Origin of the sequence: Paenibacillus sp. S02, assembly GCF_019454065.1 — a bacterium.
Lineage (GTDB): Bacteria > Bacillota > Bacilli > Paenibacillales > Paenibacillaceae > Paenibacillus > Paenibacillus polymyxa_B.
On record NZ_CP073682.1, the window covers coordinates 1,482,773 to 1,507,822 of the forward strand.

Sequence of the window (25,050 nt, forward strand, 5' to 3'; positions counted from 1 at the left end):
AATTACATATTACGAGGTAATATCCTTATACTCAATACGTCGAATCGCCGCATAAGCCACAAGCATTCCCAGTATAGAGAAGCCTATTTGCACGGGGGCAATGGAGCTAAGTGTAGCGCCGTTATTATTGGAGAAAAGCAATGCTACAATCAGGATTGAGGTCACAATGGTGGTGGGTACAGAGTATCTTCGCATCCCCATATACAGCGGAACCAGTCCCATAAAGCTGGCAGCAACGGCATTGATTAGCGTTCGTGCTGATTGTTGGCCCAGTACGGAAAGAGTAAGGTTATCCGGTACAATCAAGACAAACTGGTTGAGCAGATGAATAGCAGCCGTAATGATTATTTCCGATATAATAATAGATAAGAACGTAAACAGCAGCACAACCAAGAGCTTGGCGATCATCAGCTTTTGACGGTGAATCGGATACATGAACAAGATCGTAATCGATTTGGATTTAAATTCTCCGACGATAAAGCGGCATAGCAAAACGGAGGAAAACACAATAAATGTGGCTCTCACAAAATTGTCCATGATATCCAAAAGTTGAGTGTAATGTGTGAATTCGGGTATTCCTTCGCTTTGACTGTCCAGTGCAATAATACAGATCAGCCCAAGAATGCATGCATTGGCGATCAGTGCTGAACGGATATAACCCGCCAGATGAAATTTTTTCAGTTCTAACTGCATCAATTTAAGCATGGAGATTACCTCCGTTTAACAGCCGTAAAAAGTAGTCTTCCAGCGTGCTGCTTTTCTGATGAATGGAATCCACCTCTATATCATTTAAAATGAGCGTCTTCATAATTTGTTTCTGCGGTACATTTGAATCGTAAATACGTATACTCTGTTCATTTAGTACCCTTATATTATTCAGATTCAGATGATGGGAGAGGACGTAGGTCGCTTTTTTACAATCGTTGGTCGTAAATTCGATATATTCCGTATTGGTTTCCCGCACCTGCTCCATCGACACTTCCTCAATTAGCCTTCCGTGATTAATCACGCCTACCGTATCCGCAATCTGCTCTATTTCCGCTAAAATATGACTGGACACGAGCAGAGTCATCCCATATTCCTTGCATAGCATGTGGAATAGTTGGCGGATTTCCTTGATTCCTACTGGGTCCAGACCATTAATGGGTTCATCCAAAATGAGTAGCTCTGGCTTAGTCGCAATAGCGCGGGCAATCCCGAGACGTTGTTTCATTCCTAGCGAAAAATCCTTTACCGGCTTGTCATCCGCATTTCGCAAATTCACTAATTCCAGGGCATCCCGAACAGCCTGCTTATTATAATAGCCCATGTATTCACAATGAAGTTCGAGATTTTGCTGTGCCGTCAGCCTGTCATAAAAAATCGGGTATTCAATAATCGAACCCATCCGTCCGAGCAGATGATACGATTTTGGCGTTAATTTCTCACCGAATAATTCAATTTCACCCGATGTTGGCTTGAGTAAATTCGTAATCATTTTCATCATCGTCGTCTTGCCTGCCCCGTTAGGGCCGAGAAAGCCATAGGTTTCTCCCTTGCGCACATTCATACTGACTCCCGCTACAATTTCGTTGCCCTTCAGGGCCTTGGTCAACTGATGTGTACGTATTACGTAAGTCATGGGTGTTCTCCCTTCGTATACTGCTGATAATTCAAGGATAAAGGGCGAATTGTTCATTTTTCTTTCGTGATTCTTACAAATTTATTAAGTTGAGCATGTTTAGTTCGATTAATAGTTGATTTTCTTCAATGTAAAAGAGAAGACCGTCCGCTCATAAGGTCTGCTAGTCAATTGAATCTCTCCGTTCATCGTTTCAACCAGGCGTTTGGCAATCGTAAGGCCCAGTCCGCTGCCTTGTACCGCCTTATTGCGGGAGTCCTCCAGTGTGTACATGCGTTCAAAAACTTTATCTTGCTCAGATTCCTGTATGCCTTTGCCACGATCCCATACCTCTATACGCACCGTATCCTGCTGTTCCGATAAAGCCAGACCCAGCGTCCGTCCGTCTGCCCCATAGCGAATGGCATTCGAGATCAGATTGTTTAGCACCCGCCCAATTGCTCCTTCGTTCCCCAAGGCATGAATGGGGTGCTCCGGGATTTCAATATGCACAGTAAATCCCCGTGCGGTCAGCAGGTCATAAAACTCCAAAATGCTGCGTCTGCACAGTTCTCCCACTTCCAGTCGAGTCAACGGAATATCCGTATCATTAGCCTCCAGCTTCGCCAAGCTAAAAAAGCTGCCGATCAGCTCAATCGCTTCGCTTGTCTTTTGATGAATTTTGGATAGCAGCTTTATACGTTCTTCTGGCAAAATAGTCGGATCGCCATCCAGCATCTCGGCATATCCAAGCACAACCGTAAGCGGGGTCTTGAGATCGTGGGAGATGTTCGAAATCATTTTGCGCATAGCGATTTGGCTCCGGTTGTAATCTGCAGATACTCTGAGATTCAAGTCCAGCAGTCGATTAATTTCCGTCATGAGTCGTTGCAATTCAACGTCACCTGTGACATATAGCAGCTTTTCCGCATGATTCACCGTCACAATCCGCTCTAGTAGGGTTCGGATATCCTTTATTTTGCGCTTATAGGCCATACGCTCCCGCCAAAGCCATACTATAACGATTGACATGATGAGGCCGACAATCCATTCAGAAATGTTTTCGATGTTCATATCAGCCATTCTCCCATTTGTAGCCAATGCCCCATAGCGTTTTAATGTGGACAGGATGAGAGGGATCTTCTTCGATTTTCTCGCGCAGGCGGCGAATATGGACGTTAATCACGTTCTCGTCGCCCATATAATCGTCTTTCCAAATAAATCCGTATAATTGTGCTTTTGTAAATACCCGGTTCGGATTAGCTACAAATAGCTTCAAAATATCGGACTCTTTGGCTGTTAGCTGAATTTCATTTTCATTGCGTATGACTGTAAAATGATCAAAATCAATGCGCAGACTGCCGTAGGTCAAAACTTGTGCTTGCAGCTGTTCCTCCTGTTGTTGCTGACGGGCATATGTAGTAGATCTGCGGATCGCGGACTGAATACGAGCCGTCATTTCCAGCATTGAAAAAGGTTTGGCAACATAATCGTCTGCCCCAAAGCCCAGTCCAAGCGCTTTATCCACATCGCTGTCCTTGGCTGACATAATCAGAATAGGTACGGCGCTGTGGGTACGGATCCGGCGGATCACCTCCATACCGTCCACCTTCGGCATCATCAAATCCACCAGTACCAGATCATAGGTATGACGTTCAAAGGCAAGAAGACCCTCTTCCCCGTCATAGGCAGTGGTTAGACTGTATCCTTCTTTAGTGAGTGCTTTGAGTAGCATTTCGGCAATGGATAGATCGTCTTCAATAAGTAAAATATGCTGTGACATAGGTGTGGAACACCCCTAATTTTTAGATTAAGCTCGCGTGACGAACTGTACCTGAATTATATAGAGCAGTGGAGGGGATTTCCATAAAAAATATCCAAAGGGAAAATTAATGTGTCTGGTAATATATCATTCCCCTATATTATACTGAAAGAGTTTATAATCCGATGTTTGGAATACGGTGTTATGATATCCGGGACATGCTTCATGTGAGAGATTAGGCATGTCGAATCACGCTGCGGTACAGGACCGTCAATAAAGGAGAGCAACGATGTTTGTTATACGAGGAACACATAAACTGCTGAAGGAATGGGAGACCGAACCACTTCAAGTTGATATTTATCCGCCTTTGAATAGTTGGCATGCCAGCTTGTTTTTACTTAATCGAAGAAAAAATATAGTGTTTATGCATGATATATCCCGCTTAAGTGTCACGCTTTTTGGAATTAAAAAATCGCAGTACAACAACCTGCCAGTTCTTTTTGTGCAAGCTTTGAAGGAATTAATGATCAGCGAAGGCTTTGATGAACAGATCGTAAAGGCATACACACAGGAAGGCGAGCAGATGCTGGCTACGACGACGAATAGTCATAGTGTAATGGGAACCTTGGATGAGATTATTTTTATCATGAAGGAACTAGATATGGAGCATGGGTGCGAGCTGGAAAAAAACCAGTGGAATAACCGGATTGTTTTCAAAACTGTTGAATACAAGTACCCTGTTGATGTTTTTAAAGAAATGCTAGAGAAGCATTATAAACTAGAGAGTATTTGAGAAATTTATGATTTTACCGAAATTAAGTTCCATTTATTCCCTCTGTCCTATATAATCTAATATAGTTCTAAAAGACTATATAAAGAGAGGTAAGGGGTAAATGAAGATTAAATTAAGAAATAAAACTGGAATGATCAAGGAACGCAAAGTAGGTTTTTCATGGACTACGCTCTTTTTCGGTTTTTTCCCTGCGTTGTTTAGAGGGGATTGGAAGTGGGCAGTTATTATTTTTCTGGTATCGATCCTTACGAGTGGGGCGTCCAACTTTGTATTTTGCTTCATTTATAACCGCTTACATATTAATGATCTGCTGACCCAAGGCTATGGTCCTGCTACTAAGAAATCCCAAGCTATCCTGATTTCTAAGGGATTTATTGCTGAAAATTACGCTGCTAACTTTGCAGGTTAATTTGAGAGCTGCTTGTTAAACGAGACGTATCAAAAGAGCATCCACCAAAGTCCATGCGGGCGGGGAATGCTCTTTTTTTATAACTCACATGATAGCAACGCTTGCGATGAAATGAATCATAGCGCAATAAGCGGCACACTTTGGTAAAATAAAACGATACAGGGTTTGGCACCATCGGTCAGACTTATAAAACGGGGGGTACATAACGAAAGATGAAGAGGATTATTGATATAGCCAAAGAAGCAGGAATTGAAGAAGAACATCTGGAGACGTATGGAAAATATAAAGCGAAGCTGAATCCGTCCCTGTGGGAGCAGTTAAAGGATCGCCCGAATGGAAAGCTGGTGCTGGTTACAGCGATGAATCCCACGCCAGCGGGAGAAGGAAAAACGCTGACAACCATCGGGCTGTCACAGGCGCTGAATGCGCTGGGGCATAAAACCGTTGCTGCGTTGCGTGAGCCGTCCCTTGGCCCTTGCTTCGGCATGAAAGGAGGAGCAACCGGGGGAGGACAAGCCCAGATTGTTCCGGCAGAAGACATTAACCTGCATTTTACAGGTGATATTCACGCGATTTCAGCTGCGCATAATTTGCTGGCAGCGATGATCGATAACCATTTGTTTCATGGAAATGCTTTGCGGTTGAAACCGGAGCGGATCGTGTGGAAACGCGCTGTCGATATGAACGACCGGAGTTTACGAAATATTGTGACCGGATTGGGGTCAGGTAATGGAGCGGTGAGAGAAAGTGGCTTTCTGATTACCTCGGCTTCAGAAGTAATGGCGGTATTATGTTTAAGTGAAGATATGGACGATCTTAAAGTTCGATTGGGTCGGATGGTGATTGGTTATAACGTAGATGGCGAAACGGTAACAGCTGAGGAACTACATGCGGTGGAAGGTATGGCTGTGCTGCTTCGGGAAGCATTGAAACCCAATCTGGTGCAAACGTTGGAGGGAACTCCAGTTATTGTGCATGGCGGACCTTTTGCGAATATTGCGCATGGATGCAGTAGTTTGATCGGTACGAAGCTAGCCCTGAAGCTGGGAGAGGTGGTCGTCACGGAGGCTGGATTCGGGGCTGAGCTGGGGGCAGAAAAGTTTTTTGACATCAAGTGCCGTCAATCTGGTTTGCAGCCAGATGCGGCTCTGTTGGTCGTAACCGCCAAAGCGCTGAAATATAACGGCGGTGTAGCTAAAAATGAGCTGGACGCAGAAAATCTGGAGCAATTGCAACTTGGATTAGCCAACATGAACCGGCATGTACGGAATTTACAAAAGTTTGGCGTGCCAGTACTGGTAGCAGTCAACCATTTTGTAACAGATAGCGAAGCCGAGCTGGAACTAATATTCTCCGAATGCCGCAAGCTGGGTGTACCCGCAGAACTGTCACAGGTGTGGGCACAGGGAAGCCAAGGGGGAGAAAAGCTGGCCCAAAGCCTGCTCAACCTGCTCCAGGAGGACAAAGCCCATTTTGCACCATTGTATGAGCATACACTTGATTTGCAAGCGAAAATTAGTGTCATTGCGAAGGAGCTTTACGGTGCGGCAGAGGTAGCTTACACTCCTGCGGCCAAACGGGCGTTGGCCGGTATGGAGCAGCTTGGTTTTGGACAACTGCCTGTATGCATGGCCAAAACGCCGTATTCTTTCTCAGATCAACCTTCTCTGCTAGGTGCACCGGAGGGCTTTACCATTCACGTGTCCAGCGTTTCTTTGTCCGCAGGGGCAGGCTTTGTGGTCGTGGAAACAGGTAATACCATGACGATGCCAGGATTGCCTAAATCCCCAGCAGCTGAGCATATGTCGCTGGAGGCAGATGGGAGCATTCAAGGTCTAATGTAGTATCTTTAGAAAAATGGCAGCTTCTTAGGATGAAGTGCCGAGCAGTTTGGGCAGTGCAGTAAGCAATTTTTGCCGGGTCATGGCATCGCTCCAGTTCCAGCGGTCAGCTTCTACGAAATATACCCGACCTTGACGTACAGCAGGAAGGCTGCGCCAGAGAGGGCTGCTGATCATGCGTTCCAGCGTACGTTTGGATTCTGGAGCTGTTGGGACAAGCATAAAAATGCGGTCCCCGGCGTAATCAGGCAATTCGTTCGGATCAATTTCCGCGAAGCCTTGTTCCGCGTCGAGCACCTTTTGGATCGGCTCAACGGGCTGAAAGCCCTGTGGGTGGTAGAGGGCCGACGAGAATCCAGACATACCCATGACAAAGAGCCGATCACCATGATCGAAGATGAAGACGGAGGCCGTTTCTCCGGCTGTGATTTGTGTACCGAGCTGCTGCCACATTGCCAGATTGCGGGTTGTAAAGGTAGACAACCAGCGTTCGGCCTCCCGCTCCTTACCGAGCCAGACGCCAAGTGTACGCATCCGTTCCTCCAGCGTGGCGAAGGAGTTGAAGGTGACGGTAGGAGCGATACTGGCAATGCGCTCATATTCCTGTTCATCCGAATTGGCGATGATAATTAGATCGGGATCAAGAGCGCTAGTCAAGCGAATATCCAGTGGAAGGCCCACATCGGCGACATTCACAAGGCGATGTTTATAGACGCTGTATTCACTGAGTCGCAGACTTCCACCGATGGCTTTGGCCCCTAATGCCAATAGATCGCCCATCGTTTCTCCATGATAGATGATGCGGCTTGCTCGGCGCGGAATGTGAATCTGGTGACCCGTCCAATCCTTGACGCGCACAGAACCGGAGACAGAGAGTGCGTACTTGCCAGGGGGAATCCCGGTCATTTGCCTAAACCGTCGATTAAAATAATATTCGTCAGAGAAACCAACCTGACGGGCAATTTCACGTAAAGGCCGTTTGCATTCCAGCAGCAGCCGCTTGGCATGGTTCAAGCGCAGCTCAGTGAGGTAATGCAGCGGCTTTTTGCCTGTAATTTTACGAAACAATTGGGAGTATTGCCATATGGAAACGTTCGCTTGTTTAGCGAGCTGCTTGACGGTAATGGGCTTTTCATAGTGGTTTTCCATATATGAAAGGGTACCTTCCACCGATACTGGCAATGCCGGATTAGAGGTATTATTTTGATCAATATGGGTGTGGTCTTCCTGCCACAGCAAGAGCAACTCTTGAAACATGATTTGCTGCCGTAATACAGATGTTTGGTTATGCGGCTGTTCCGTTTGTTGGGTACTATGAAATAACTCTTCAGTCAACTGAATAAGTTTGGAGGAAGAAGAGGAGGCGATGTATTCGCGCGGTCCCGGCAGGACAGGTCCATGATATAGGGATGGCATACGTGCTGCGTGTTCGGCCAAGGCCAAGTCCACTTGTGGTTCTGATGGCAAAGCGATGACCTCAAACGTGATTGTGTAGTATTCGGGTACAGTTCCATTCAGGGGATCGATTTGATAGGATTCACCTGGAGCTAGCCAATACCCATGACCTGTATAGAATAGATACTGCTCTGGGCCAATGTCCACCATACCTGTCCCACCGATGAATATAAGCAGACAGTGATATGAATTGGGACGTGATAATAATTCATCGGTAGGCTCACCAACCAACGCAATTTCTTTAAAATGAAAAAGCAGTGAGCTGAATGGGGGAGGATATACGGACGACGGAGACTGGTTCACGGTATTGCTCCTTTTATTGAGAATGGTTATCATGTATGTATAAGTATACCTCCTTTAGGTTCAACAAAAAAGAAGCCTATCAACAAGTGTCGATAAGCTTCTCCAATTTTATTTGATGAGCTTGGGCAATTCCTCCAGCAGCCATTCTCGAGTGGAAGCATCACTTTCAGTTTTGCCAATATCCTGAGTGTACACACGCCCCTGTTTGACAGCAGGAAGCTGGAGCCACAGCTTGCTTTTCATTAACTGTTCGGTGGATTGTTGGGCTTCTGAACTTGGAGTTCTTAGTATGAAAATCCGATCTCCAGCGTATTGTCCGATAACCTCCTGAGATATTTGTACAAATCCTTTGTCTTCATCCAGTGCTTTCTGAATAAGAGGAGTAGGCTTGAAACCATTCTTTTCATACAGTATTTGTGACAGTCCTGTCCGTCCCATTGCGAATAAACGGTCGCCCGGATAGTAGGTAAACACTGAAGCAGTTTCCCCCGCCTTAACACCCTCTGCGTGAAGCTTGGTCCACATCTCCGCTTCCTTTATTTTATATTGGGCAAGCCAATCTTCAGCAGCCTTTTTCTTGTTCACAATGTCTCCGAGATGCAGCAAACGTTCGTTTAACGGGGCAAAGGTGTCGAACATAATTGTAGGTGCAATTTTTGTTAACGCTGCGTATTGTTTTTCATCTGTATCGGCGGTAATGATCAGGTCAGGCTGTAGTTCCAAGGCTTTTTCCAAATTAATCGGGAACCCCAGATCGGCCACGTTCTGAACCTGCTTCTCATAAACCTTGCCTTCAATCATAGAAGTCGATGTACCTATAGCTTGTACGTCTAAAACCAATAGATCCCCATAGTTTTCTCCGAAGTAAGCAATGCGCCCAGGAGTCGTGGGAATGTTCACTGTATGTCCCTTATAGTCTGTGTAGTCACGAGTTGTGGCAGCTTCCGATGTTTTTGTAGATGCTGTTGTGTTGCTGCTTGCAGTCTGATTGTCAGATGCGCCGCATCCCAGTAGCAATGCCCCCATAAGAAAGAAAAGGCAGATCAGAGCAGTGTATTGTCGAGTAGAATTTTTGTTGATTGTCGAGTTCTTGTTGGTCATAGCAACCTCCGTATAATAGAATGATTCAGAATTTTGTAAATGAGAATTATTATCACAAAAGCAATGATAAGGGCTGAACCCTCAATACTCAATGGACAAACTTGGTCAATGCATCCGATTTTGTACAAAATAAGTCTCATGAGTTCTTAGCTCATTTCAGGTTTCAAATTTTATTGATGTGTCATTTTTTATGGTATATAATACCATTTTTATACATTTGAAAGGGGTTTTGAAATGGCATTGTTTATTACATATGTTTTACTAGGTTTCTCTATAGCACTACCTGTAGGTACAATTACCATCGAAATGACGAAGCAAGGGCTAAAGAATGGATTCATGCATGGATGGATTGTGGGCCTTGGGGGGATGACCGTCGATTTGTTATTAATCATTGGTTTATATTTTGGTCTGGCCTCTGTTTTGTCATTATCTGTTGTACAGGTGATCATGTGGCTCATTGGAGCTATATTTTTGTGCTACGTGGGGTACGACAGCATTAAAAATGCAGATCATGATATTGCGCTAGAAGGAGAGAAAAAGACGAAATCATTATTTTCTTCCTATAAAAATGGGCTGCTTGTAGCTGTTTCACCAGGAAATTTAGTGTTTTGGGTGAGTGTTTTTGGAACTGTGCTGGCAAGTTCATTTGATCGGTCAAATACAAGTCAGTTCTTGATTGTTGGCTTAGGTATTTTGTTTGGTATTCTTATCCATGATTTAGGCTTGATGATCCTTGTAGCGACAACACGAAAAGCGATGAATCGAACCGCCATCAAGTGGGTTACAATCGGTGCCGGCGTGGTTTTGATCGGTTTTTCGATTTATTTTCTGTATGAATTTATGATTACTCTCCAAAATATTTTATAGCATTACACAAGGATACGTTCAAGCTTGTCATGCCAGTCTGCATAAATCGAACAAGTCCTTCATAGACATGTACTAATTCATTTAAAACATGTGCTGAAGGGGTTGATGACATGCGCCGGATTTCATGGATGCTTGCCATGGTCATGTGTGTAACGCTGCTGCTGGCCGGGTGCGGCAAGAAGAGCGCGGACGATGTGGTTAAAGATTTGAGTGACGTGGTGAGCGACCTGAACAGCTACCACGGTACAGCTTTGATGACGCTGCATACCGGCGACACGCCGCAGGAATACAAGGTGGATATTTCCTACCGCAAGCCGTCCTATTACCGAATTGCCATGACGAACGAGAAAAAGGATGTTACGCAAATTGTGCTTCGTAATGATGAGGGTGTATTTGTACTGACACCCAGCCTGAACAAAAGCTTCCGTTTCAAAAGCGACTGGCCAAACAATCAGGGTCAAGTATATTTATATGAAACGTTAGTTCGCAGCATTATCGGCGATGCCTCCCGCCAGTTGGCTACCGACGATAAGTCCTATGTGTTTGATGTGGCGGCGAATTACAACAGCCATGCGCTGGTGAGACAAAAGATATGGCTGTCCAAAAATGACTATGCACCCACTCAGGTACAGGTGTCTGATGCGAATGCCAAGGTAGTTGTTGATCTGAAATTCGATCAATTTGCTTTTGATACGAAGTTTGACAAGGACTCTTTTGATATGGAGCGGAACATGGCTTCAGGTAAGACGAGTACGGGTAGCGGAGGGGCGCCATCTTCTGGAGCAGTGGATCCCAGCGGTCAGCTTGATCCTTCCGGTACGATGGATGGGACGACTGGCGTGACGTCTGGCGAACCCGGACAAGAGCAGGGAACAACAGGGGATGCAGTCCAGCAGCCGTCAGGGGAAGCGAAGGTGGACGGTACTGCCACAAACGATACATCCAAACCGGACGCAGCAGCCAACGCAGAGGCGCAGCAACAAACCCCAGGCACATCGGATGCTGCAAACGGAACGTCAGCGGGAACAGATGCGGCAGAAGCTGTGATGGGTGAGTTCGGTTTGATCGAACCGTCCTACACGCCAGCCGGAGTACAGATCAAGGATACGCCGGAGCTGGAGGATAATGGTACACATGCGGTAATGCTGCGGTATAGTGGAACATATAACTATACCATTGTAGAGGCGCGTCCCAAAGATCGGGCGGTCGCACTGGCCGCAGGCGAACTGGTTGATATTGGAGGGAGCTTTGCCGTTCTGACCGGAGGCGAACAGCAGACGATGACCTGGATGAATGACGGAATCGAGTTCAGAATCACCAGTGCTGACCTGCCTGTGAGCGAAATGATACAAATTGCCGCTTCTATACAGGATCAATCGGGTAAATAAAACTTTATAGACGGATGCAGACGGTCTAGAGTGTAAAAATGCTCTGCTGCCGCCCGTATCCGTCTTTTGTTCATTCGCGGTCTAGGATGTGCACCGCTTGTATGTCGTGTTCATTGTAGAGGATGCTGGCAAACGTCTCCTGCCATTGACAGCCACGTTTTTGAACATTACCATTAACCTTTGGTAGCAAGAACTTTGCCACACTCCGAATGGTAAAAGGTTATGTTACAGGCTAACAATTGAAGAAGGTGACTGGATTTGCAAGCACAATACAGATCGACCCGGGCCGAAATCAACCTGGATCACCTTGGCGCCAACTATGAAGCTTTTCGCAAGGCTTTGCCAGCGGATAAGCTGATACTGGTCTGTGTCAAGGCTAATGCCTACGGACACGGTGCCGTGGAAATTTCAAAGGAATTGGAACGCCTTGGTGCGGATTATTTGAGCGTCGCTTTTCTGGATGAAGCGTTGGAGCTTCGTCATGCGGGGGTTCAGCTACCGATTCTTGTACTCGGCTATACCTCACCGGAAGCTGTACAAACGGCTTGGGAGCATGATATCTCATTGACTGTGTTCAGTGAAGAAGTGCTGGAGGGTATCCGAAGACTGGACCGCCAAGGAAACGAACGCAAGCTGAAGGTGCACATCAAAATAGACAGCGGCATGGGAAGACTGGGTTTGCTGCCTGGAGAAGAGGCTATGGCTTTTTTCCGGCAGGCTCACGAATTAGAGCAGGTGCTGCTGGAAGGCATGTACACCCATTTTGCCCGCGCGGATGAAGAAGACAAAAGCTATACACTGCTACAATATGATCGGTTTCGGGGCGTGGCGGAAGCGCTAAGGGAACAAGGTATCACCATTCCCATTATACATACGGGCAACAGCGCCGCCACCATTGATACCCCTTCTCTTTCCCCCAATATGGTGCGGATTGGTATCAGTATATACGGTCTGTACCCGTCTGATGAGGTTAATCGGCAAGCCATTGAGCTGCTGCCTGTATTATCATTGAAGACGGCGGTGGTTTACACCAAAACGCTTCCTCCCGGCTGGGGAGTTAGCTATGGCACCCGGTATGTAACCTCCAGTGAAGAACGGATCGGTACACTGCCAATCGGCTATGCGGATGGATACTCCCGCATGCTGAGTGGGAAGATCGAAGTGTTGATACGCGGTCGCCGCGTCCCGGTACTCGGTACGATTTGCATGGACCAGTGTATGGTATCCTTACAATCTTTCGCAGAAGATGCGGAAGAAATCCAAACCGGCGAAGAGGTTGTTCTCATCGGCCAGCAGTCCGGCGATACTATCGCGGCGGATGAGCTGGCATCCAAGCTTGGTACGATCCACTATGAGGTGATCTGCATGATCGCAGACAGGGTACCGCGTGTATACACACGAGGTCATGTTCCTGTTGTTCGAGTGAACTCGCTTCTTCCAACCCGCTGGAATTAATTTCATAACGCAAATTACCGAATAAAAGCAGGAGTTTTCGCAGAACGTCCCGAAATATGTACAAAGGAAAGAAAAGAGCGCTATAACTGTCAAAAGACGCATCAGGCTCCGCTGACACTTGTATTTCGGGGATCAAACGCCTGTACGAAAACGAACTGCGTAGTTTATAATGGAATGCAGCATAGATGATATACGAATATCATATACATTCTCTTGTATTCCGTTTGAATAAATTACCGGGAATAACGTTATAATGGTACAATGGCGACAAGGTTTTGGGGGTGGAAGAGAAGTTGGCCAATTTGCAGAACACCAAAAGAATAATGATCAGTTTGCCAGATCATCTCTTGCAGGAAGTGGACGGGATCGTAGCTATGGAAAATTCCAACCGCAGTGAATTTATTAGGCAGGCCATGAAGCTGTATGTAGGCGAACGTAAAAAACGTTACATTCGTGAAGCTATGCAGCGTGGATACATGGAAATGGCTAAAATTAACTTAACCATGGCATCCGAAGCCTTTCACGCGGAGGAAGATGCAAACAGCACCTTGGGCCGTACAGTTAGCGGGGTGTAATCCATATTGATCGTAAAGCGCGGCGACGTTTTTTTTGCAGACCTTTCACCCGTAGTCGGTTCCGAGCAAGGTGGCGTCAGACCTGTGCTGATCATTCAAAATGATATCGGCAACCGGTTTAGTCCTACTGTGATCGTAGCAGCCATCACCGCCCAGATTCAGAAGGCAAAGCTGCCTACACACGTGGAAATCGACGCGGCGACGCATGGCTTTGATCGTGATTCTGTTGTTCTTCTGGAGCAAATTCGGACGATCGACAAGCAAAGGCTTACCGACAAAATCACCCATTTAGATGAAGAAACCATGCGCAAAGTGAGCGATTCGCTACAAATTAGTCTCGGTTTGATTGATTTTTAGCGTGATGGAACGACGAGTGAAACGGGAAAAGGGCAGCGCTTGGGCGCTGTCCTTTTGCGTGTCCAATGAAAAATGCAGGTAGGGCTTGCTTTAACGTCCCTGCTGGCGCTTTGAATCATTTTTTGTGATAATGAAAGACATGGTGTATGACAAGAGCTGTGAGGAAGAAGGGATAGGTTTGTCTAACGAGGAAACGAAGACGGAAATCCGGCAGGAGCCGAACGAAGCAGAACGCCAAGAGCGGATTGTCAAACAAGTGGCGAGAGAGCTGTCGCTGGCACTCAAGCAAATCCGGACAACGATCAGTTTGTTGGATGAAGGGAATACAATTCCTTTTATCGCGCGTTATCGTAAGGAAATGACAGGAGAGCTGGATGAAAATCAGTTGCGCGAAATTGAAGATCGTGTGGTGTATTTGCGTAATCTGGAAGATCGTAAGGTAGAGGTCATCCGCATTATTGATGAGCAGGGCAAGCTGACGGAAGACCTGCAGGCTGCTATCACCTCTGCGGTTAAACTCCAGGAAGTGGAGGATCTGTATCGTCCGTATCGGCAAAAACGCAAAACCCGCGCCAGTGTAGCGAAGGAACGGGGACTGGAGCCGCTGTCCATCTGGATCTGGAGCCAGCCGAAGCAGGGCGATGCTCTGAAAGAAGCCGAGTCTTATGTTAATGCGGAACTGGGAGTGGACAGCGCCGAGGCGGCCATCCAAGGAGCCTTGGACATTTTAGCTGAAAATATAGCGGATGATGCGGCTATTCGCCAATGGGTACGCCGATATACGCTGGACCATGGTATGTTGACCTCCGAAGCGAAGGACGCGGAGCAAGAATCCGTGTATGAGAACTACTACAGCTATCGTGAGCTCGCTAAGAAAATGCCACCTCACCGTATTCTGGCGATTAATCGCGGGGAGCGGGAAGGCATTCTTAAGGTTGGTCTGGAGGTAGCGCCAGATTCCATTTACAATTACGTGGCTGGCCAAGTGATTAAAGGGTCGTCTGTCGTGCAAGATCTGCTGCGCAGTGTCATTGAGGATGCGTATAAAAGACTTATCGCGCCATCTATCGAGCGTGAAGTACGCGCTGAAATGACGGAGAAGGGCGAGCAGCAGGCCATCTCCATCTTTGCAGGCAACTTGCGCAGCCTGTTGCTACAGGCTCCGATCAAGGGCCGACGTGTGCTCGGTGTCGATCCCGCCTATCGGACAGGCTGTAAGCTGGCGGTTGTCGATGACACCGGCAAGCTGCTAGAAGTGGCTGTGACGTATCCGACACCGCCGAACAACAAGAAGCGCGAGGCTGCTGAAAAGTTCAAGCAGCTAATTGCCCAATACGGTATCGAATTGATTGTCATTGGTAACGGAACCGCTTCGCGCGAGACAGAGCAATTCGTAGCGGAAGTCATCGCGGACATTGGTGACAGCAGTCTAGCGTATCTGATCGTCAATGAGGCGGGCGCAAGCGTATACTCTGCCTCCAAGCTGGCACAGGAGGAATTTCCTGATTTGGACGTGGCTGAGCGCAGTGCGGCTTCCATCGCACGTCGTGTGCAGGACCCGCTGGCTGAGTTGGTCAAGATTGAGCCAAAGGCTATTGGTGTAGGCCAATACCAGCATGATGTGTCGCAGAAACATCTGGATGAAAGCTTAAAGGACGTTGTCGAATCAGCCGTTAACCATGTCGGTGTGGATGTGAACACGGCTTCCTCTGCGCTGTTATCCTATGTAGCGGGGATCAATGCGACGATTGCCAAAAACATCGTTAAGTACCGTGAGGAAAACGGTAAATTCAGCAACCGTCGTCAGTTGCAGAAGGTGCCACGTCTTGGTGCAAAAACCTACGAGCAATCTGTAGGCTTTATCCGTATACCGGGTGGAGAAAATCCGCTGGACCGTACACCGATTCACCCTGAATCGTATGCTGTCGTAGACCGCTTGTTGGCGGAACTGGACATCAGCGCCCACGATCTGGGTACTAAGACTGCAATGGAAGCACTGAGCGTGTCCAACATTGACGAATTGGCCGCGAAGCTGGAAGTCGGCGTGCCGACACTGAAGGACATTCTGGACAGCCTCCAGCGTCCGGGCCGTGACCCGCGTGACGAGCTGCCGTTGCCTGTATTCCGCAAGGATGTGCTGAAGATCGAGGATCTCTCACCGGGTATGGAGCTTCAGGGAACCGTCCGCAATGTCATTGATTTCGGCGCGTTTGTCGATATCGGTATTAAAAGTGACGGGTTGGTTCATATTTCACAGCTGCGCAGTGGCTTCGTAAAGCATCCGATGGATGTCGTATCTGTCGGTGATAACGTAACGGTGTGGGTGTTGAATGTTGATTTGAAAAAAGGCAGGGTTGGTCTGACGATGAAACCTCCTGCAGAGGCGCAATCGCAGGCATAATACTTTAAATAAAGCTGCACAACCTTCTTGTGAAGGTATAACAAAAGCCGGAATCTCCGAACTGCATCGGAGATTCCGGCTTTCATTTTTGGATGCCTTAGCTTCTACCCGTTGTTGGCATCGAACTCCACGCCAGGTGCTTTATGATAAAAAAACCAACAATCGTTCAACAGTTTAATTTGGCGCCGGTCCTTTTTGTAAAAGGCCCGCATGAGCTGGTTGCTGAGCCATTGAGGCAAGCCGATCTCCTCCTCTGCGTTACTTCTGTATGTTTAGCATATGGGGTGGGTACCTAAAGTGTGCTTATGAATTGGGGGTTAGACTTCGGCCGTTATTTTATAATATGCTTGTCAGTAAGGAGCAAAGGAGGAGAGACCGGAAGGATGGAGTCTAAGTCCCTGAGCAATTCAATGAACCATTCTATGAGTAATGAAGAGCTTCAAGAATGGGTAGAGCGCATTTCGCTGGAGAGCTTCGGCGTGCCGTTTCGACATCAAGCCACCTTTAATGCGCGCCTGTCTTCCACAGGCGGTAGGTATTTTATGAAAAGTCATCATATTGAAATTAATCCACATCAACTCGCAGCTTACGGACGTTCTGAGGTGGAGAAGATTATTAAGCATGAGCTGTGCCATTATCATTTACATTTGCGTGGGATGGGCTATCAGCATCGAGATGCTGACTTCAAAGCATGGCTGGCCCGTGTAGGAGGGAGCAGGCATTGTCAGACTCTGCCGGGAAGAACGGAACGTAAGCCTCAGCCTTATCGTTACAAGCTAGTATGCGTTTCCTGTAAACAGGAGTATATGCGCAAGCGTAAGATGAATCCTCAGCGGTATCGCTGTGGGAAATGTGGAGGTAAGCTTCGCCTGTTGGCACTTGACGGCACCCCCTGAATCATGGTAAATTAACCATACTGTATGATAATTTACAGTAATGTTCCCTGATAGCTCAGTTGGTAGAGCACTCGACTGTTAATCGAGTTGTCACAGGTTCGAGTCCTGTTCGGGGAGCCATGGAGAGGTACCCAAGTGGCTATAAGGGGACCCTCTGCTAAGGGGTTAGGCTGCGAAAGCGGTGCGAGGGTTCGAATCCCTCTCTCTCCGTTGGTATTTTAAGCAGAAAAAGGACGCTCGTATGCATTGTAATGATGCTTGCGAGCGTCCTTTTCGTCTATATCTGCTTTGAGAATAACGGTGGGCTGAAATCGTTTAAATGGAGAGGCGGACGTGCTGCGTACAGCATGAAGCGACGTTAGCCTGCCTTGTACACAGCCAATGACTTCTTATTTCACGGTGTCAGTCTCGACTGTCTTGAGTATGTTCAATAGAGCATGAGCGACGCCATCTTCCGCATTAGTCAGAGTCACTTCGGAGCAGACGGCCTTGATGTCGTCTTTTGCATTGCCCATGGCAATGCCTGTTCCTGCCATCGTCAGCATGGAGATATCGTTGTAGCTGTCCCCAATCGCTACGGCTTCCTGCATGGGAATGTTCAGATGATTCGCCAGATAACGCAATGCATTACCTTTAGACGCATCCCTATGCTCGACTTCAAAGTTACGGTCTGAAGAGATGACCATGTTCAGGCCCTGAAAACTTCGGTAACGTTCACGGCCCCGATCCAATTTGGCTTGATCAAAGGAGAAACAGAGCACGTTATAAATCTCTACATCCAGTGGAATGTCCTCATATGAAGCGATGCGGGTATGTCCGGTCTGTTCATATTGTTTTTCAGCTGCATGTAATAAAGTATCCAGCGAAATATCCGGGTTGGAGCTCAGCAAGCGGTCCATTTCAACAGCAAGCAGCTGATGTCCATTTTGTGGAGAATAAATAGCGCGGTCTGTCATGACCTCATAGTAAAAGTCGTTGTCATGCAGCCAGCTCAGCACTTCGAACGTTTCACTGCGGCCCATAGGAGTAGAGGTTAACTGACGACGATGCACATCGTGTACGGTTGCGCCGTTTGCTCCAATGACTGGAGTTACAAGCTCTGCTTCCTCTAGCTTTGTCCAGGCGTCATAAGCAGCTCTACCAGTGGCAATTGTCACCTGAACGCCTAGCTGCTGTGCTTGGCGTATAGCCTCCGCGTTCACTTTGCTTATTTTTCCTTCCTCGTTCAGCAGTGTTCCATCCATATCAATCGCAAACAGTTTCATTTCTCTCCAGCTCCTGTCTTTCGATATCTCTGTGATAAATCTTGAGTTCTAGCTAATCGGCTTCGTATTTTATGAGGGTACAACAACTTCCACATCATAATGTTGCAAAATTTCCAGCATCGCTGGTTCTGGCAATCTGTCGGTGATCACGATATTAACTTCAGACAGATCGGCAAAACGATATGGAAAATTGATTCCGAATTTCGAATGGTCTGCAAGGACGATCACCTGATCTGCCTGTTTCATCATTTGATGCTTCAACATACCGTCTTCTTCATGAATCAGGCTTAGTCCGTGGGCAGATATACCACCAATCCCGATAAAGGCTTTGTCTACAAAATAGTGAGACAAAGTGGCGATCACGGAGGAGCCATATACATATCGGTGTTCTTTTTGCAGACGGCCTCCCAACAGATGTATGGAGACACCGTCTTTTCCAGATAGCACGTCAGCCTGATTGATTGAATTGGTGATGACCGAACATTCCTGCACATTCAGTCTTTCTGCACACGCCTGTACGGTAGTAGAGGAATCCAATATAATACGATCCTTATCTCGTACCATGCTGGCAGCCAGCTGTCCGATCACTTGTTTCTCCTCGGATACAGTAAGTAGTCTTTCATTATAATTTCCAATTGGATCGTGATGAAGTGTAGGGAGAAGAGCGCCGCCGCGGGTGCGAATAATTTTTTGATGCTCTTCAAGTTTTACGAGGTCTCGACGGGCCGTATCTCGTGAAACATTAAAAAATTCACAAATATCATCCACCGAAATACGCTTATGAAGCTGTAAGTAATCAACGATTTTTAACATTCGTTCTTCCTGATACATAAAAAGCTCCTCTGATATATAATTATTTCGGTATCTCGTAAGTGATTATAAGTAAATTCAAGTGATATTGCAATCATTTATCGCTATTTTCAGGATTTTAGTGATTTGAGATAAGGTATTGTAAGTAAATACGCATTTTGTACTTATAAAAACTGCTTTTTTAAAAATTTTAGAAATAGTATTGCCATTCGTTATTCTATTTGATATACTCTTTCTTGTCGCCAAGTTGGCGCATAATAATAAGGCCCGTTGGTCAAGGGGTTAAGACACCTCCCTTTCACGGAGGTAACAGGGGTTCGAATCCCCTACGGGTCATTGTTGTCTTTATAGACTACATGTTGCATGCTTAAGGGAAATTCCTGAGGTCTGGTCTAATGGCGGACAGCTTGGATGAACAGCATGAGCCATTAGCTCAGTTGGTAGAGCACCTGACTTTTAATCAGGGTGTCGAAGGTTCGAGTCCTTCATGGCTCACCATTTATATTTTGTTATGCGGTCGTGGTGGAATGGCAGACACGCTATCTTGAGGGGGTAGTGAGCGTACGCTCGTGGAGGTTCGAGTCCTCTCGACCGCATCAATGGAATAAACGGAAAAGTCTCTCGCGGTAGAGGCTTTTTTTATTTGTGTAGTGATGTAATAAAGTAATGATTATGATGAAATAATGATTCCATAGTATAATATAATGCCATAATGTTATAGAATGATAAGTATAAACTTATGAAGTGACGGTGAAAAATATGGACACTCAACTGTTAGGAAATATATCAGAAAATATTTTGGGCTTGTTTCCGATTGTGAAGAAGAAATTTTTCACCTACGGTCCGCTCGATTTCCCATTACACTTGTCGCCTAATAACTTTCAGGTATTACTGCTTCTGCGTGAGGTGCGCTTGTCTACGGTATCTGATTTATCCAAACAGCTCAATGTCTCACGTCCGAACATGACTCCTCTTCTGGACAAACTGGTGGAGCATGGGTTAGCTGACCGCCAGTCGTGTGATTCGGATCGCAGAGTCGTGAATGTGGCGATTACACAGGAAGGCGATGCTTTTTGTGAACAGGTATTTCATACCTTCTCCAATAAAATTCAAGAAAGACTGGTGTATCTGCCAGAAGAAGATTTATTGCATCTGAGTGAAACTTTGAATGAATTGAAGCATATCTTACTTAAAATCGACAACTCTGCTACGTGATTGGCATAAGTGAACTGCTTAAAGACCGCCCTTTCTTCGGAAAACAGGCGGTTTTTGTTGCGTGTTGTGGTATAATGGAAACCAACATACATAATTCGGTAATTTTAGCATACGTGATCTTTGAAATGGGAACAGAGAACATGATATCGTTATTTGAGAGCCTGCTAGGGAGGAAGGAACTTCTATGCAATCTATTTACCATCGCATTGAGGAACTCATCAAGGAACGGGGAATGACGAAAAAGGCGTTCTGCCAGCAGTTAGGCATTAGTACAGGGAACTTCGGGGATTGGAAAAGAGGAAAAACGACGCCGGGCACGAATAAACTCATTGAAATTGCTTCGTTTTTTGATGCCAGTCTGGATTGGATCATGCTGGGTCGAGATGTACAGGGTGAGGTGCTAAAGGAGTCGCAAGACCCTTATTTTTTTGACGCTTCAGGGCAACTGAATTGCCAGGGGGAACCGCTTAGTGAGGCGGAAAGAAATTTTATACTTGAGTATATTGAATTTACCCGCTTTCGTAAAGAGAAAAACCAGCGCAATTCTACTAGGGGTAATGGTTGCTTAGGATTTGATGAGGATTACTAATGAGTAAGGCTGAAAAATGAAAATTATTTCAGAAAAAGTTACTGTGTCGGAGGGGAAACATTTTGGGAGATCAAACTATTTATCAGCGGATTGAAGCTTTGATTAAGGATCGCGGAATGACCAAGAAGGCATTTTGTGAAAAACTTAAAATCAGTTCAGGGAATCTCGGTGATTGGAGAAGGGGTAAAACAACGCCGGGTACCACCCATTTGATTCAGATTTCGGACTTTTTTAATGTATCGCTCGATTGGTTAATGAAAGGGATTAAGCCAGGAGAAGGCGTACTTCAGGAGCAGAAGGCTGCTTATTTTTTTGGAGTGATGGGGCCACTGAATTGCCAGGCAGAAGATCTTGAGACGGAAGAACAGAATTTTATTTTAGAATATGTTGAATTTGCGAAATACCGTAAGCAAAAAAGTGAGAAGGATAAAACAAAGCCGGAATAACTTTTTGGCTAAAGATGTCTGGGTTGAAAACCCGTAAACGAACTGGAGGGGTTCGCTTTACGGGTTTATTTGGTTTCTTGGTGATATGGAATGACCTATATGTAACTGGAATGCTTGTTAGGTTTAGAGTGCGGTGCCTCCTTATAATCGTTATCGTCGATGTTCAGAATTGCAGCTACTTGTTTTCTGTACCTTTGTGCTTTGCGGGTGCCGTGAATCAGATTGGACAAGCGTGAAGGCGGAATATTGTGTGTCTCACAAAATGTTTTCTGATCCAGTCGAAGTTCGACAAGCCGTTGTTTGATGGCCCACCCGAAGGAGGTGACAGGCATTTTGTTATTCAAGAGAAATCTCCCCTTACGGATTCTTGCGGAATAATTGGTGTGTTATAATAATCATCAGTAAACATGTTAGAATTAACCATCTGACACTATGATACACTTTTATACGTGTTTTTACAATCGTAAATGCGTCATTTTGTTGAATTAATTACTTAATTAAGTACTAGATGGCTCTAATAATCCGTCTAGAGTCTGCTAATGGTGTGAATTTCGATTATTTGTGGATAAAAAACACTCTGCCACCTGAGGAAAGGGACAGAGTGTTTTTGGTGTTGTGGCCACATTGGCGAAACGACGCATCAGGGGGATGCTGGAAGGCGTTTGAATAGACCTGAGGAGGAAAACAGTCTAGGTTCATCCAATTGGCTATTATGGCTCATATAAAGAGGTAGAGTGATGTAGGAACTGGACCAATGTCTGTGAAGAAGGCGACGCTGAAATGCGGTTGGCTCAGGTTCGTTAAGCTTCTTCCAGGCGGAGAGCAGCTCGCTGGTCATACGCTCCATAAGAGGGTTCTTTTCCTCATAAGGAGGATTGAGTAGTTTGAAGGCATCTTCCACACAGAAGGACACCGCTGCGCTAAGATAGCCGTGAACGGTCTGTTCTACATCGTTTCCGAGGAGGAAGTTAATCCAGGTGTGAACGGTAGCGAGTGTGCCAATCGCATTGTATTGAATGAGTATGGATTCCAACTGGTCAAATTCAAGCCAAGGATAAAGAGCCTTAGCGAGCTTGAGTAGACGCTGACCGGATAGACGAAACTCCTTCACATGCTGCCAGGAGGGACGTTGGGTATGCAGCATCTTATCAATGAGGGCGATCCGCCAACTGTCATTCTGCTGGATGGCGACATACAGACTTTTGATAGCCATGCCGTCAACGGTTGTAAATTGAGGATACAAATCATCCAGCATGTAATGTTCCAGGTCTTGTAGACTGTTCAAATGTCCGTTACGAAATAGTTTCTCCAGTCCGTTAAAACGGGTGAAGCCACCAACAGGTAGGGAAGGGTCCAACAATAATGCATAGTTCAGCAAGCGGTTGCCTTTATGCAGGGTGGTTCGCCTCCTCGAAGTGAATCCTTATGTTATGTTATTTTACTCTTTACTTGGGGAAAACGAAACATATTCGAAATGTATGTAATATATATTTACATTTAAATAGCTTTTGTGTCAAATTAAATATTCTTATCGCTCATATATGTTAGTTAAAATAACATATAAAATAATTATTATATTTTTGTTTACAAATAGTTGATGAGAGAGTATAATAAATCTGTTGCCTCATTACATTATGATTTGCGGTCGTGGTGGAATGGCAGACACGCTATCTTGAGGGGGTAGTGGGCGTACGCCCGTGGAGGTTCGAGTCCTCTCGACCGCATTATATGCAAGACTCAGTTAAAAAAGCATCCTGACACGGTTTACGTGAAGGGATGCTTTTTTTGTTAAGCATTTTTCGTTATATCCTTTAGCCACAGAAGCAACGGTAGACAATAGGTCGTTTATTAACTGTGATAAATAAGGATGTCAGTTTTGCTGCAAAAGCTTCTCTATATCTCCCGCCAGCTTATCTGGAGTGGTTTGCGGTGCATAGCGCTTAAATACGTTACCTTCTCGTGTAATTAAGAATTTAGTAAAATTCCATTTGATCGCTTTGGATCCTAATACCCCCGGAGCAGTTTGGGTCAGGTAGCGAAATAAGGGGTGCGCTTGATCGCCATTGACATCTGTCTTGGCGAACATCGGAAAGGTAACACCATAATTGATCTGGCAAAACTCAGAAATCTCCTCGCTGGAACCTGGCTCTTGTTTGGCAAACTGGTTGCTGGGAAATCCCAAAATTTCGAGCCCCTGTTCATGGTACTGATCATATAGCTCTTGTAGCGCTTTGTATTGGGGGGTTAATCCACATTTGCTGGCAGTGTTCACGATAAGCAGAACGTTCCCTTCATATGTGGATAACGGAATTTGTTTCCCTTGCAGGGTTTGCGCAGCATATTCATAAACGGTCATAGTATCTCTCCTTATTCAATATTCAGCAATTAAATTGTAAGCAATTAAAAGCGAGGTTGCAAGTCTGGAAAAGCTGTATCAAGCCTTTAGCCGCTGTAAAATCGTATTTTGTTCAAAACAGTAAATCGCACCGCAAATGGAGCGAATTAAGGTGTTTCTTCTTATAAAAGCGGGTTCAATCGGTGTTTAGCTGGTACATATAGCGTATTTTCTTCTCTTTTTACAAAAAAAGACCAAAAACGCTCTACCCTACGCCAATATTGACATGCTTGTCATTTTCGAAAAGGGATGAAAAACAGAGATTGAAGGAGCTGTGAGAAGCATAGTTGCGTTGTAAGCGCTATTATTAATCTTCTATGCTCTAAAGGCCGATTTATAACCCCGCAGTTGAGCTTTACAGTCTTCCATGCGCGGGTGTATGATTCAAGACGTAATTTCAAATTAACTTGAATGAAGCAACAACGAAATGTCTATAGCGCTGAATTTTGCAGTTGCAAAAGCGGGGGAACCAATCGAGACTGTACGGCTTCGGAAGCCGTGTGTCTCATGGGGTGAATTTTCCGGTCAAGTGCCAGAAATAGGGCGACTCTCACGTCCGAATCCGACAGCTAACCTCGTAAGCGTACAGGGAGAGGCAACAAACCGCCGTGTGCAGCCATGGTTTATTTTATCATGGATATGTAAGAAGCCGGAGGAAAGCCTTTTTCCTTCGGCTTCTTTTTGTTGTCTTTTTATACCGGGAGAGGAGCTACTGATGGAAGGTCGGTTAATTATTGTCACTGCACCGAATGAAGCGGGCAGAAGTTTTGTGAAATTGCTTATTTTCAAAAAATTGGCGTTTGCAGTTCTCACGAATAGCGCCCAGGAGGAACGACAGCTCAAAAAAATGGGTGTGGAGCACATTGTCCGCATCAATACCATGCAAGCAGGAAAATGGAATTTTCCAAAAAAAGAAATTGGTAGTGTGTATTTGTTCGAGAACAGCTTGAATCTGACTTGCCGTTTCCTGCAAATATGTCGGCCGCTAACATCGGAATCGATCTATGTTATTACGCACGGCTGTAATCCACAAGGAATTTATCGGGGATTGGGAGCGGACCATGTGATCTACACATTGAACGGAGAGGTGGGTTTTCTGCTGAACGGATAAGCACTTATAACATAGT

General features: G+C 45.8%; 26 protein-coding genes, 6 tRNA genes and 1 riboswitch. Of the genes, 20 read left to right on the forward strand and 12 right to left on the reverse strand.

The genetic code is table 11. The annotated features are described in order from the left end of the window. Positions 1-9: 9 nt before the first annotated feature. From KAI36_RS06445 to KAI36_RS06460, 4 genes are all read right to left on the reverse strand, one after another. Positions 10-705, reverse strand: a complete 696-nt coding sequence (locus KAI36_RS06445; RefSeq protein ID WP_071639930.1) for an ABC transporter permease — start codon at positions 703-705, stop codon at positions 10-12. Further along, positions 698-1,621 carry an ABC transporter ATP-binding protein gene (locus KAI36_RS06450; protein ID WP_076292440.1) on the reverse strand — a complete coding sequence of 308 codons (924 nt, stop codon included), beginning with the start codon at positions 1,619-1,621 and terminating at the stop codon, positions 698-700. The genes KAI36_RS06445 and KAI36_RS06450 overlap by 8 nt, the downstream gene beginning before the upstream one ends. A gap of 108 nt (positions 1,622-1,729) precedes the next feature. Then, positions 1,730-2,674, reverse strand: coding sequence for a sensor histidine kinase (locus tag KAI36_RS06455; protein WP_220027293.1), 945 nt, complete (start codon positions 2,672-2,674; stop codon positions 1,730-1,732). 1 nt (position 2,675) lies between these two features. After that, the gene (locus tag KAI36_RS06460) at positions 2,676-3,383 is read right to left on the reverse strand and encodes a response regulator transcription factor (protein ID WP_220027294.1); all 708 of its coding nucleotides are present in this window, start codon (positions 3,381-3,383) and stop codon (positions 2,676-2,678) included. A gap of 268 nt (positions 3,384-3,651) precedes the next feature. On the opposite strand from KAI36_RS06460, the gene KAI36_RS06465 reads away from it, so the two are divergent. The 3 genes from KAI36_RS06465 to KAI36_RS06475 all read left to right on the forward strand — a co-directional run bounded on the left by KAI36_RS06465 (position 3,652) and on the right by KAI36_RS06475 (position 6,408). Beyond that, positions 3,652-4,155 (forward strand): DUF6933 domain-containing protein, encoded by a 504-nt coding sequence (locus KAI36_RS06465; protein ID WP_220027295.1) that lies wholly within the window; start codon positions 3,652-3,654, stop codon positions 4,153-4,155. A 100-nt stretch (positions 4,156-4,255) separates the two neighbouring features. Beyond that, positions 4,256-4,564, forward strand: coding sequence for a hypothetical protein (locus tag KAI36_RS06470; protein WP_025722058.1), 309 nt, complete (start codon positions 4,256-4,258; stop codon positions 4,562-4,564). A gap of 212 nt (positions 4,565-4,776) precedes the next feature. Beyond that, positions 4,777-6,408 (forward strand): formate--tetrahydrofolate ligase, encoded by a 1,632-nt coding sequence (locus KAI36_RS06475; protein WP_220027296.1) that lies wholly within the window; start codon positions 4,777-4,779, stop codon positions 6,406-6,408. A gap of 24 nt (positions 6,409-6,432) precedes the next feature. Here KAI36_RS06475 and KAI36_RS06480 read toward each other — a convergent pair whose 3' ends face one another. Together KAI36_RS06480 and KAI36_RS06485 are read right to left on the reverse strand one after the other, a co-directional pair. Beyond that, positions 6,433-8,163, reverse strand: a complete 1,731-nt coding sequence (locus KAI36_RS06480) for an ABC transporter substrate-binding protein (RefSeq protein ID WP_220027297.1) — start codon at positions 8,161-8,163, stop codon at positions 6,433-6,435. 108 nt (positions 8,164-8,271) lie between these two features. Further along, positions 8,272-9,264 (reverse strand): ABC transporter substrate-binding protein, encoded by a 993-nt coding sequence (locus tag KAI36_RS06485; RefSeq protein ID WP_025722055.1) that lies wholly within the window; start codon positions 9,262-9,264, stop codon positions 8,272-8,274. Positions 9,265-9,498: 234 nt separating this feature from the next. On the opposite strand from KAI36_RS06485, the gene KAI36_RS06490 reads away from it, so the two are divergent. The 6 genes from KAI36_RS06490 to KAI36_RS06515 all read left to right on the forward strand — a co-directional run bounded on the left by KAI36_RS06490 (position 9,499) and on the right by KAI36_RS06515 (position 16,307). Further along, positions 9,499-10,131, forward strand: a complete 633-nt coding sequence (locus KAI36_RS06490) for a LysE family translocator (protein ID WP_220027298.1) — start codon at positions 9,499-9,501, stop codon at positions 10,129-10,131. Between the two features lie 110 nt (positions 10,132-10,241). Further along, positions 10,242-11,519, forward strand: coding sequence for an outer membrane lipoprotein-sorting protein (locus KAI36_RS06495; protein ID WP_025722053.1), 1,278 nt, complete (start codon positions 10,242-10,244; stop codon positions 11,517-11,519). Between the two features lie 258 nt (positions 11,520-11,777). Further along, on the forward strand, positions 11,778-12,974 hold the full coding sequence (alr, locus tag KAI36_RS06500; protein ID WP_220027299.1) for an alanine racemase: 1,197 nt from the start codon (positions 11,778-11,780) through the stop codon (positions 12,972-12,974). Positions 12,975-13,267: 293 nt separating this feature from the next. Next, a complete protein-coding gene (locus tag KAI36_RS06505; protein ID WP_007429334.1) occupies positions 13,268-13,549 on the forward strand; it encodes a CopG family ribbon-helix-helix protein in 282 nt (93 codons plus the stop codon). A 6-nt stretch (positions 13,550-13,555) separates the two neighbouring features. After that, complete coding sequence (locus KAI36_RS06510; protein ID WP_007429335.1) at positions 13,556-13,906, forward strand: type II toxin-antitoxin system PemK/MazF family toxin; 351 nt, start codon at positions 13,556-13,558, stop codon at positions 13,904-13,906. A gap of 178 nt (positions 13,907-14,084) precedes the next feature. Then, on the forward strand, positions 14,085-16,307 hold the full coding sequence (locus tag KAI36_RS06515) for a Tex family protein (protein ID WP_220027300.1): 2,223 nt from the start codon (positions 14,085-14,087) through the stop codon (positions 16,305-16,307). Positions 16,308-16,411: 104 nt separating this feature from the next. Here the strand turns inward: KAI36_RS06515 and cmpA are convergent, their stop codons facing one another. Then, positions 16,412-16,546, reverse strand: a complete 135-nt coding sequence (gene cmpA / locus KAI36_RS06520) for a cortex morphogenetic protein CmpA (protein ID WP_007429337.1) — start codon at positions 16,544-16,546, stop codon at positions 16,412-16,414. A gap of 144 nt (positions 16,547-16,690) precedes the next feature. On the opposite strand from cmpA, the gene KAI36_RS06525 reads away from it, so the two are divergent. The 3 genes from KAI36_RS06525 (at position 16,691) to KAI36_RS06535 (ending at position 17,413) form a co-directional block, all read left to right on the forward strand. Continuing rightward, a complete protein-coding gene (locus KAI36_RS06525) occupies positions 16,691-17,203 on the forward strand; it encodes a SprT family protein (protein ID WP_071639939.1) in 513 nt (170 codons plus the stop codon). A 44-nt stretch (positions 17,204-17,247) separates the two neighbouring features. Next, positions 17,248-17,323: transfer RNA gene (locus KAI36_RS06530), tRNA-Asn, on the forward strand. Between the two features lies 1 nt (position 17,324). Next, positions 17,325-17,413 (forward strand) — tRNA-Ser (locus KAI36_RS06535). A 179-nt stretch (positions 17,414-17,592) separates the two neighbouring features. Here the strand turns inward: KAI36_RS06535 and KAI36_RS06540 are convergent. Together KAI36_RS06540 and KAI36_RS06545 are read right to left on the reverse strand one after the other, a co-directional pair. After that, complete coding sequence (locus KAI36_RS06540) at positions 17,593-18,468, reverse strand: Cof-type HAD-IIB family hydrolase (RefSeq protein WP_220027301.1); 876 nt, start codon at positions 18,466-18,468, stop codon at positions 17,593-17,595. A 69-nt stretch (positions 18,469-18,537) separates the two neighbouring features. Then, positions 18,538-19,299 carry a DeoR/GlpR family DNA-binding transcription regulator gene (locus tag KAI36_RS06545; protein ID WP_068939853.1) on the reverse strand — a complete coding sequence of 254 codons (762 nt, stop codon included), beginning with the start codon at positions 19,297-19,299 and terminating at the stop codon, positions 18,538-18,540. Between the two features lie 243 nt (positions 19,300-19,542). Between KAI36_RS06545 and KAI36_RS06550 the strand changes: the two genes are divergently transcribed. The 6 genes from KAI36_RS06550 to KAI36_RS06575 all read left to right on the forward strand — a co-directional run bounded on the left by KAI36_RS06550 (position 19,543) and on the right by KAI36_RS06575 (position 21,528). Next, a tRNA-Glu gene (locus tag KAI36_RS06550) sits at positions 19,543-19,614 on the forward strand. 86 nt (positions 19,615-19,700) lie between these two features. Continuing rightward, positions 19,701-19,776, forward strand: a tRNA-Lys gene (locus KAI36_RS06555). Positions 19,777-19,791: 15 nt separating this feature from the next. Further along, positions 19,792-19,874: transfer RNA gene (locus tag KAI36_RS06560), tRNA-Leu, on the forward strand. A gap of 163 nt (positions 19,875-20,037) precedes the next feature. After that, a complete protein-coding gene (locus tag KAI36_RS06565) occupies positions 20,038-20,493 on the forward strand; it encodes a MarR family winged helix-turn-helix transcriptional regulator (RefSeq protein ID WP_103048855.1) in 456 nt (151 codons plus the stop codon). A gap of 184 nt (positions 20,494-20,677) precedes the next feature. Beyond that, positions 20,678-21,082, forward strand: a complete 405-nt coding sequence (locus tag KAI36_RS06570) for a helix-turn-helix domain-containing protein (RefSeq protein ID WP_220027302.1) — start codon at positions 20,678-20,680, stop codon at positions 21,080-21,082. A gap of 62 nt (positions 21,083-21,144) precedes the next feature. Then, positions 21,145-21,528, forward strand: a complete 384-nt coding sequence (locus KAI36_RS06575) for a helix-turn-helix domain-containing protein (protein WP_013309253.1) — start codon at positions 21,145-21,147, stop codon at positions 21,526-21,528. Positions 21,529-21,623: 95 nt separating this feature from the next. Here KAI36_RS06575 and KAI36_RS06580 read toward each other — a convergent pair whose 3' ends face one another. Together KAI36_RS06580 and KAI36_RS06585 are read right to left on the reverse strand one after the other, a co-directional pair. Beyond that, positions 21,624-21,872: a hypothetical protein gene (locus KAI36_RS06580; RefSeq protein WP_013309254.1), complete on the reverse strand. Its 249-nt coding sequence runs from the start codon at positions 21,870-21,872 to the stop codon at positions 21,624-21,626. Between the two features lie 296 nt (positions 21,873-22,168). Continuing rightward, positions 22,169-22,906, reverse strand: a complete 738-nt coding sequence (locus KAI36_RS06585) for an urease accessory protein UreF (RefSeq protein ID WP_220027303.1) — start codon at positions 22,904-22,906, stop codon at positions 22,169-22,171. A gap of 263 nt (positions 22,907-23,169) precedes the next feature. On the opposite strand from KAI36_RS06585, the gene KAI36_RS06590 reads away from it, so the two are divergent. Beyond that, positions 23,170-23,252, forward strand: a tRNA-Leu gene (locus KAI36_RS06590). Positions 23,253-23,398: 146 nt separating this feature from the next. Here the strand turns inward: KAI36_RS06590 and KAI36_RS06595 are convergent. Continuing rightward, positions 23,399-23,884: a glutathione peroxidase gene (locus KAI36_RS06595; protein WP_220027304.1), complete on the reverse strand. Its 486-nt coding sequence runs from the start codon at positions 23,882-23,884 to the stop codon at positions 23,399-23,401. 466 nt (positions 23,885-24,350) lie between these two features. Continuing rightward, positions 24,351-24,523, forward strand: a riboswitch (cyclic di-AMP (ydaO/yuaA leader). 115 nt (positions 24,524-24,638) lie between these two features. On the opposite strand from KAI36_RS06595, the gene KAI36_RS06600 reads away from it, so the two are divergent. Then, a complete protein-coding gene (locus KAI36_RS06600) occupies positions 24,639-25,034 on the forward strand; it encodes a hypothetical protein (protein ID WP_023987603.1) in 396 nt (131 codons plus the stop codon). The last annotated feature ends 16 nt before the right edge of the window (positions 25,035-25,050 follow it).

What these genes read in the sequence shown, in the direction of transcription:
- KAI36_RS06595 (WP_220027304.1), bottom strand. Translation starts at nt 23,884, where the DNA reads ATGACCGTTTATGAATATGCTGCGCAAACCCTGCAAGGGAAACAAATT.
- KAI36_RS06495 (WP_025722053.1), top strand. Translation starts at nt 10,242, where the DNA reads ATGCGCCGGATTTCATGGATGCTTGCCATGGTCATGTGTGTAACGCTG.
- KAI36_RS06525 (WP_071639939.1), top strand. Translation starts at nt 16,691, where the DNA reads ATGGAGTCTAAGTCCCTGAGCAATTCAATGAACCATTCTATGAGTAAT.
- KAI36_RS06475 (WP_220027296.1), top strand. Translation starts at nt 4,777, where the DNA reads ATGAAGAGGATTATTGATATAGCCAAAGAAGCAGGAATTGAAGAAGAA.
- KAI36_RS06445 (WP_071639930.1), bottom strand. Translation starts at nt 705, where the DNA reads ATGCTTAAATTGATGCAGTTAGAACTGAAAAAATTTCATCTGGCGGGT.
- KAI36_RS06450 (WP_076292440.1), bottom strand. Translation starts at nt 1,621, where the DNA reads ATGACTTACGTAATACGTACACATCAGTTGACCAAGGCCCTGAAGGGC.
- KAI36_RS06485 (WP_025722055.1), bottom strand. Translation starts at nt 9,264, where the DNA reads ATGACCAACAAGAACTCGACAATCAACAAAAATTCTACTCGACAATAC.
- KAI36_RS06490 (WP_220027298.1), top strand. Translation starts at nt 9,499, where the DNA reads ATGGCATTGTTTATTACATATGTTTTACTAGGTTTCTCTATAGCACTA.
- KAI36_RS06470 (WP_025722058.1), top strand. Translation starts at nt 4,256, where the DNA reads ATGAAGATTAAATTAAGAAATAAAACTGGAATGATCAAGGAACGCAAA.
- KAI36_RS06570 (WP_220027302.1), top strand. Translation starts at nt 20,678, where the DNA reads ATGCAATCTATTTACCATCGCATTGAGGAACTCATCAAGGAACGGGGA.
- KAI36_RS06460 (WP_220027294.1), bottom strand. Translation starts at nt 3,383, where the DNA reads ATGTCACAGCATATTTTACTTATTGAAGACGATCTATCCATTGCCGAA.
- KAI36_RS06455 (WP_220027293.1), bottom strand. Translation starts at nt 2,674, where the DNA reads ATGAACATCGAAAACATTTCTGAATGGATTGTCGGCCTCATCATGTCA.
- KAI36_RS06465 (WP_220027295.1), top strand. Translation starts at nt 3,652, where the DNA reads ATGTTTGTTATACGAGGAACACATAAACTGCTGAAGGAATGGGAGACC.
- KAI36_RS06600 (WP_023987603.1), top strand. Translation starts at nt 24,639, where the DNA reads ATGGAAGGTCGGTTAATTATTGTCACTGCACCGAATGAAGCGGGCAGA.
- KAI36_RS06545 (WP_068939853.1), bottom strand. Translation starts at nt 19,299, where the DNA reads ATGTATCAGGAAGAACGAATGTTAAAAATCGTTGATTACTTACAGCTT.
- KAI36_RS06540 (WP_220027301.1), bottom strand. Translation starts at nt 18,468, where the DNA reads ATGAAACTGTTTGCGATTGATATGGATGGAACACTGCTGAACGAGGAA.
- KAI36_RS06565 (WP_103048855.1), top strand. Translation starts at nt 20,038, where the DNA reads ATGGACACTCAACTGTTAGGAAATATATCAGAAAATATTTTGGGCTTG.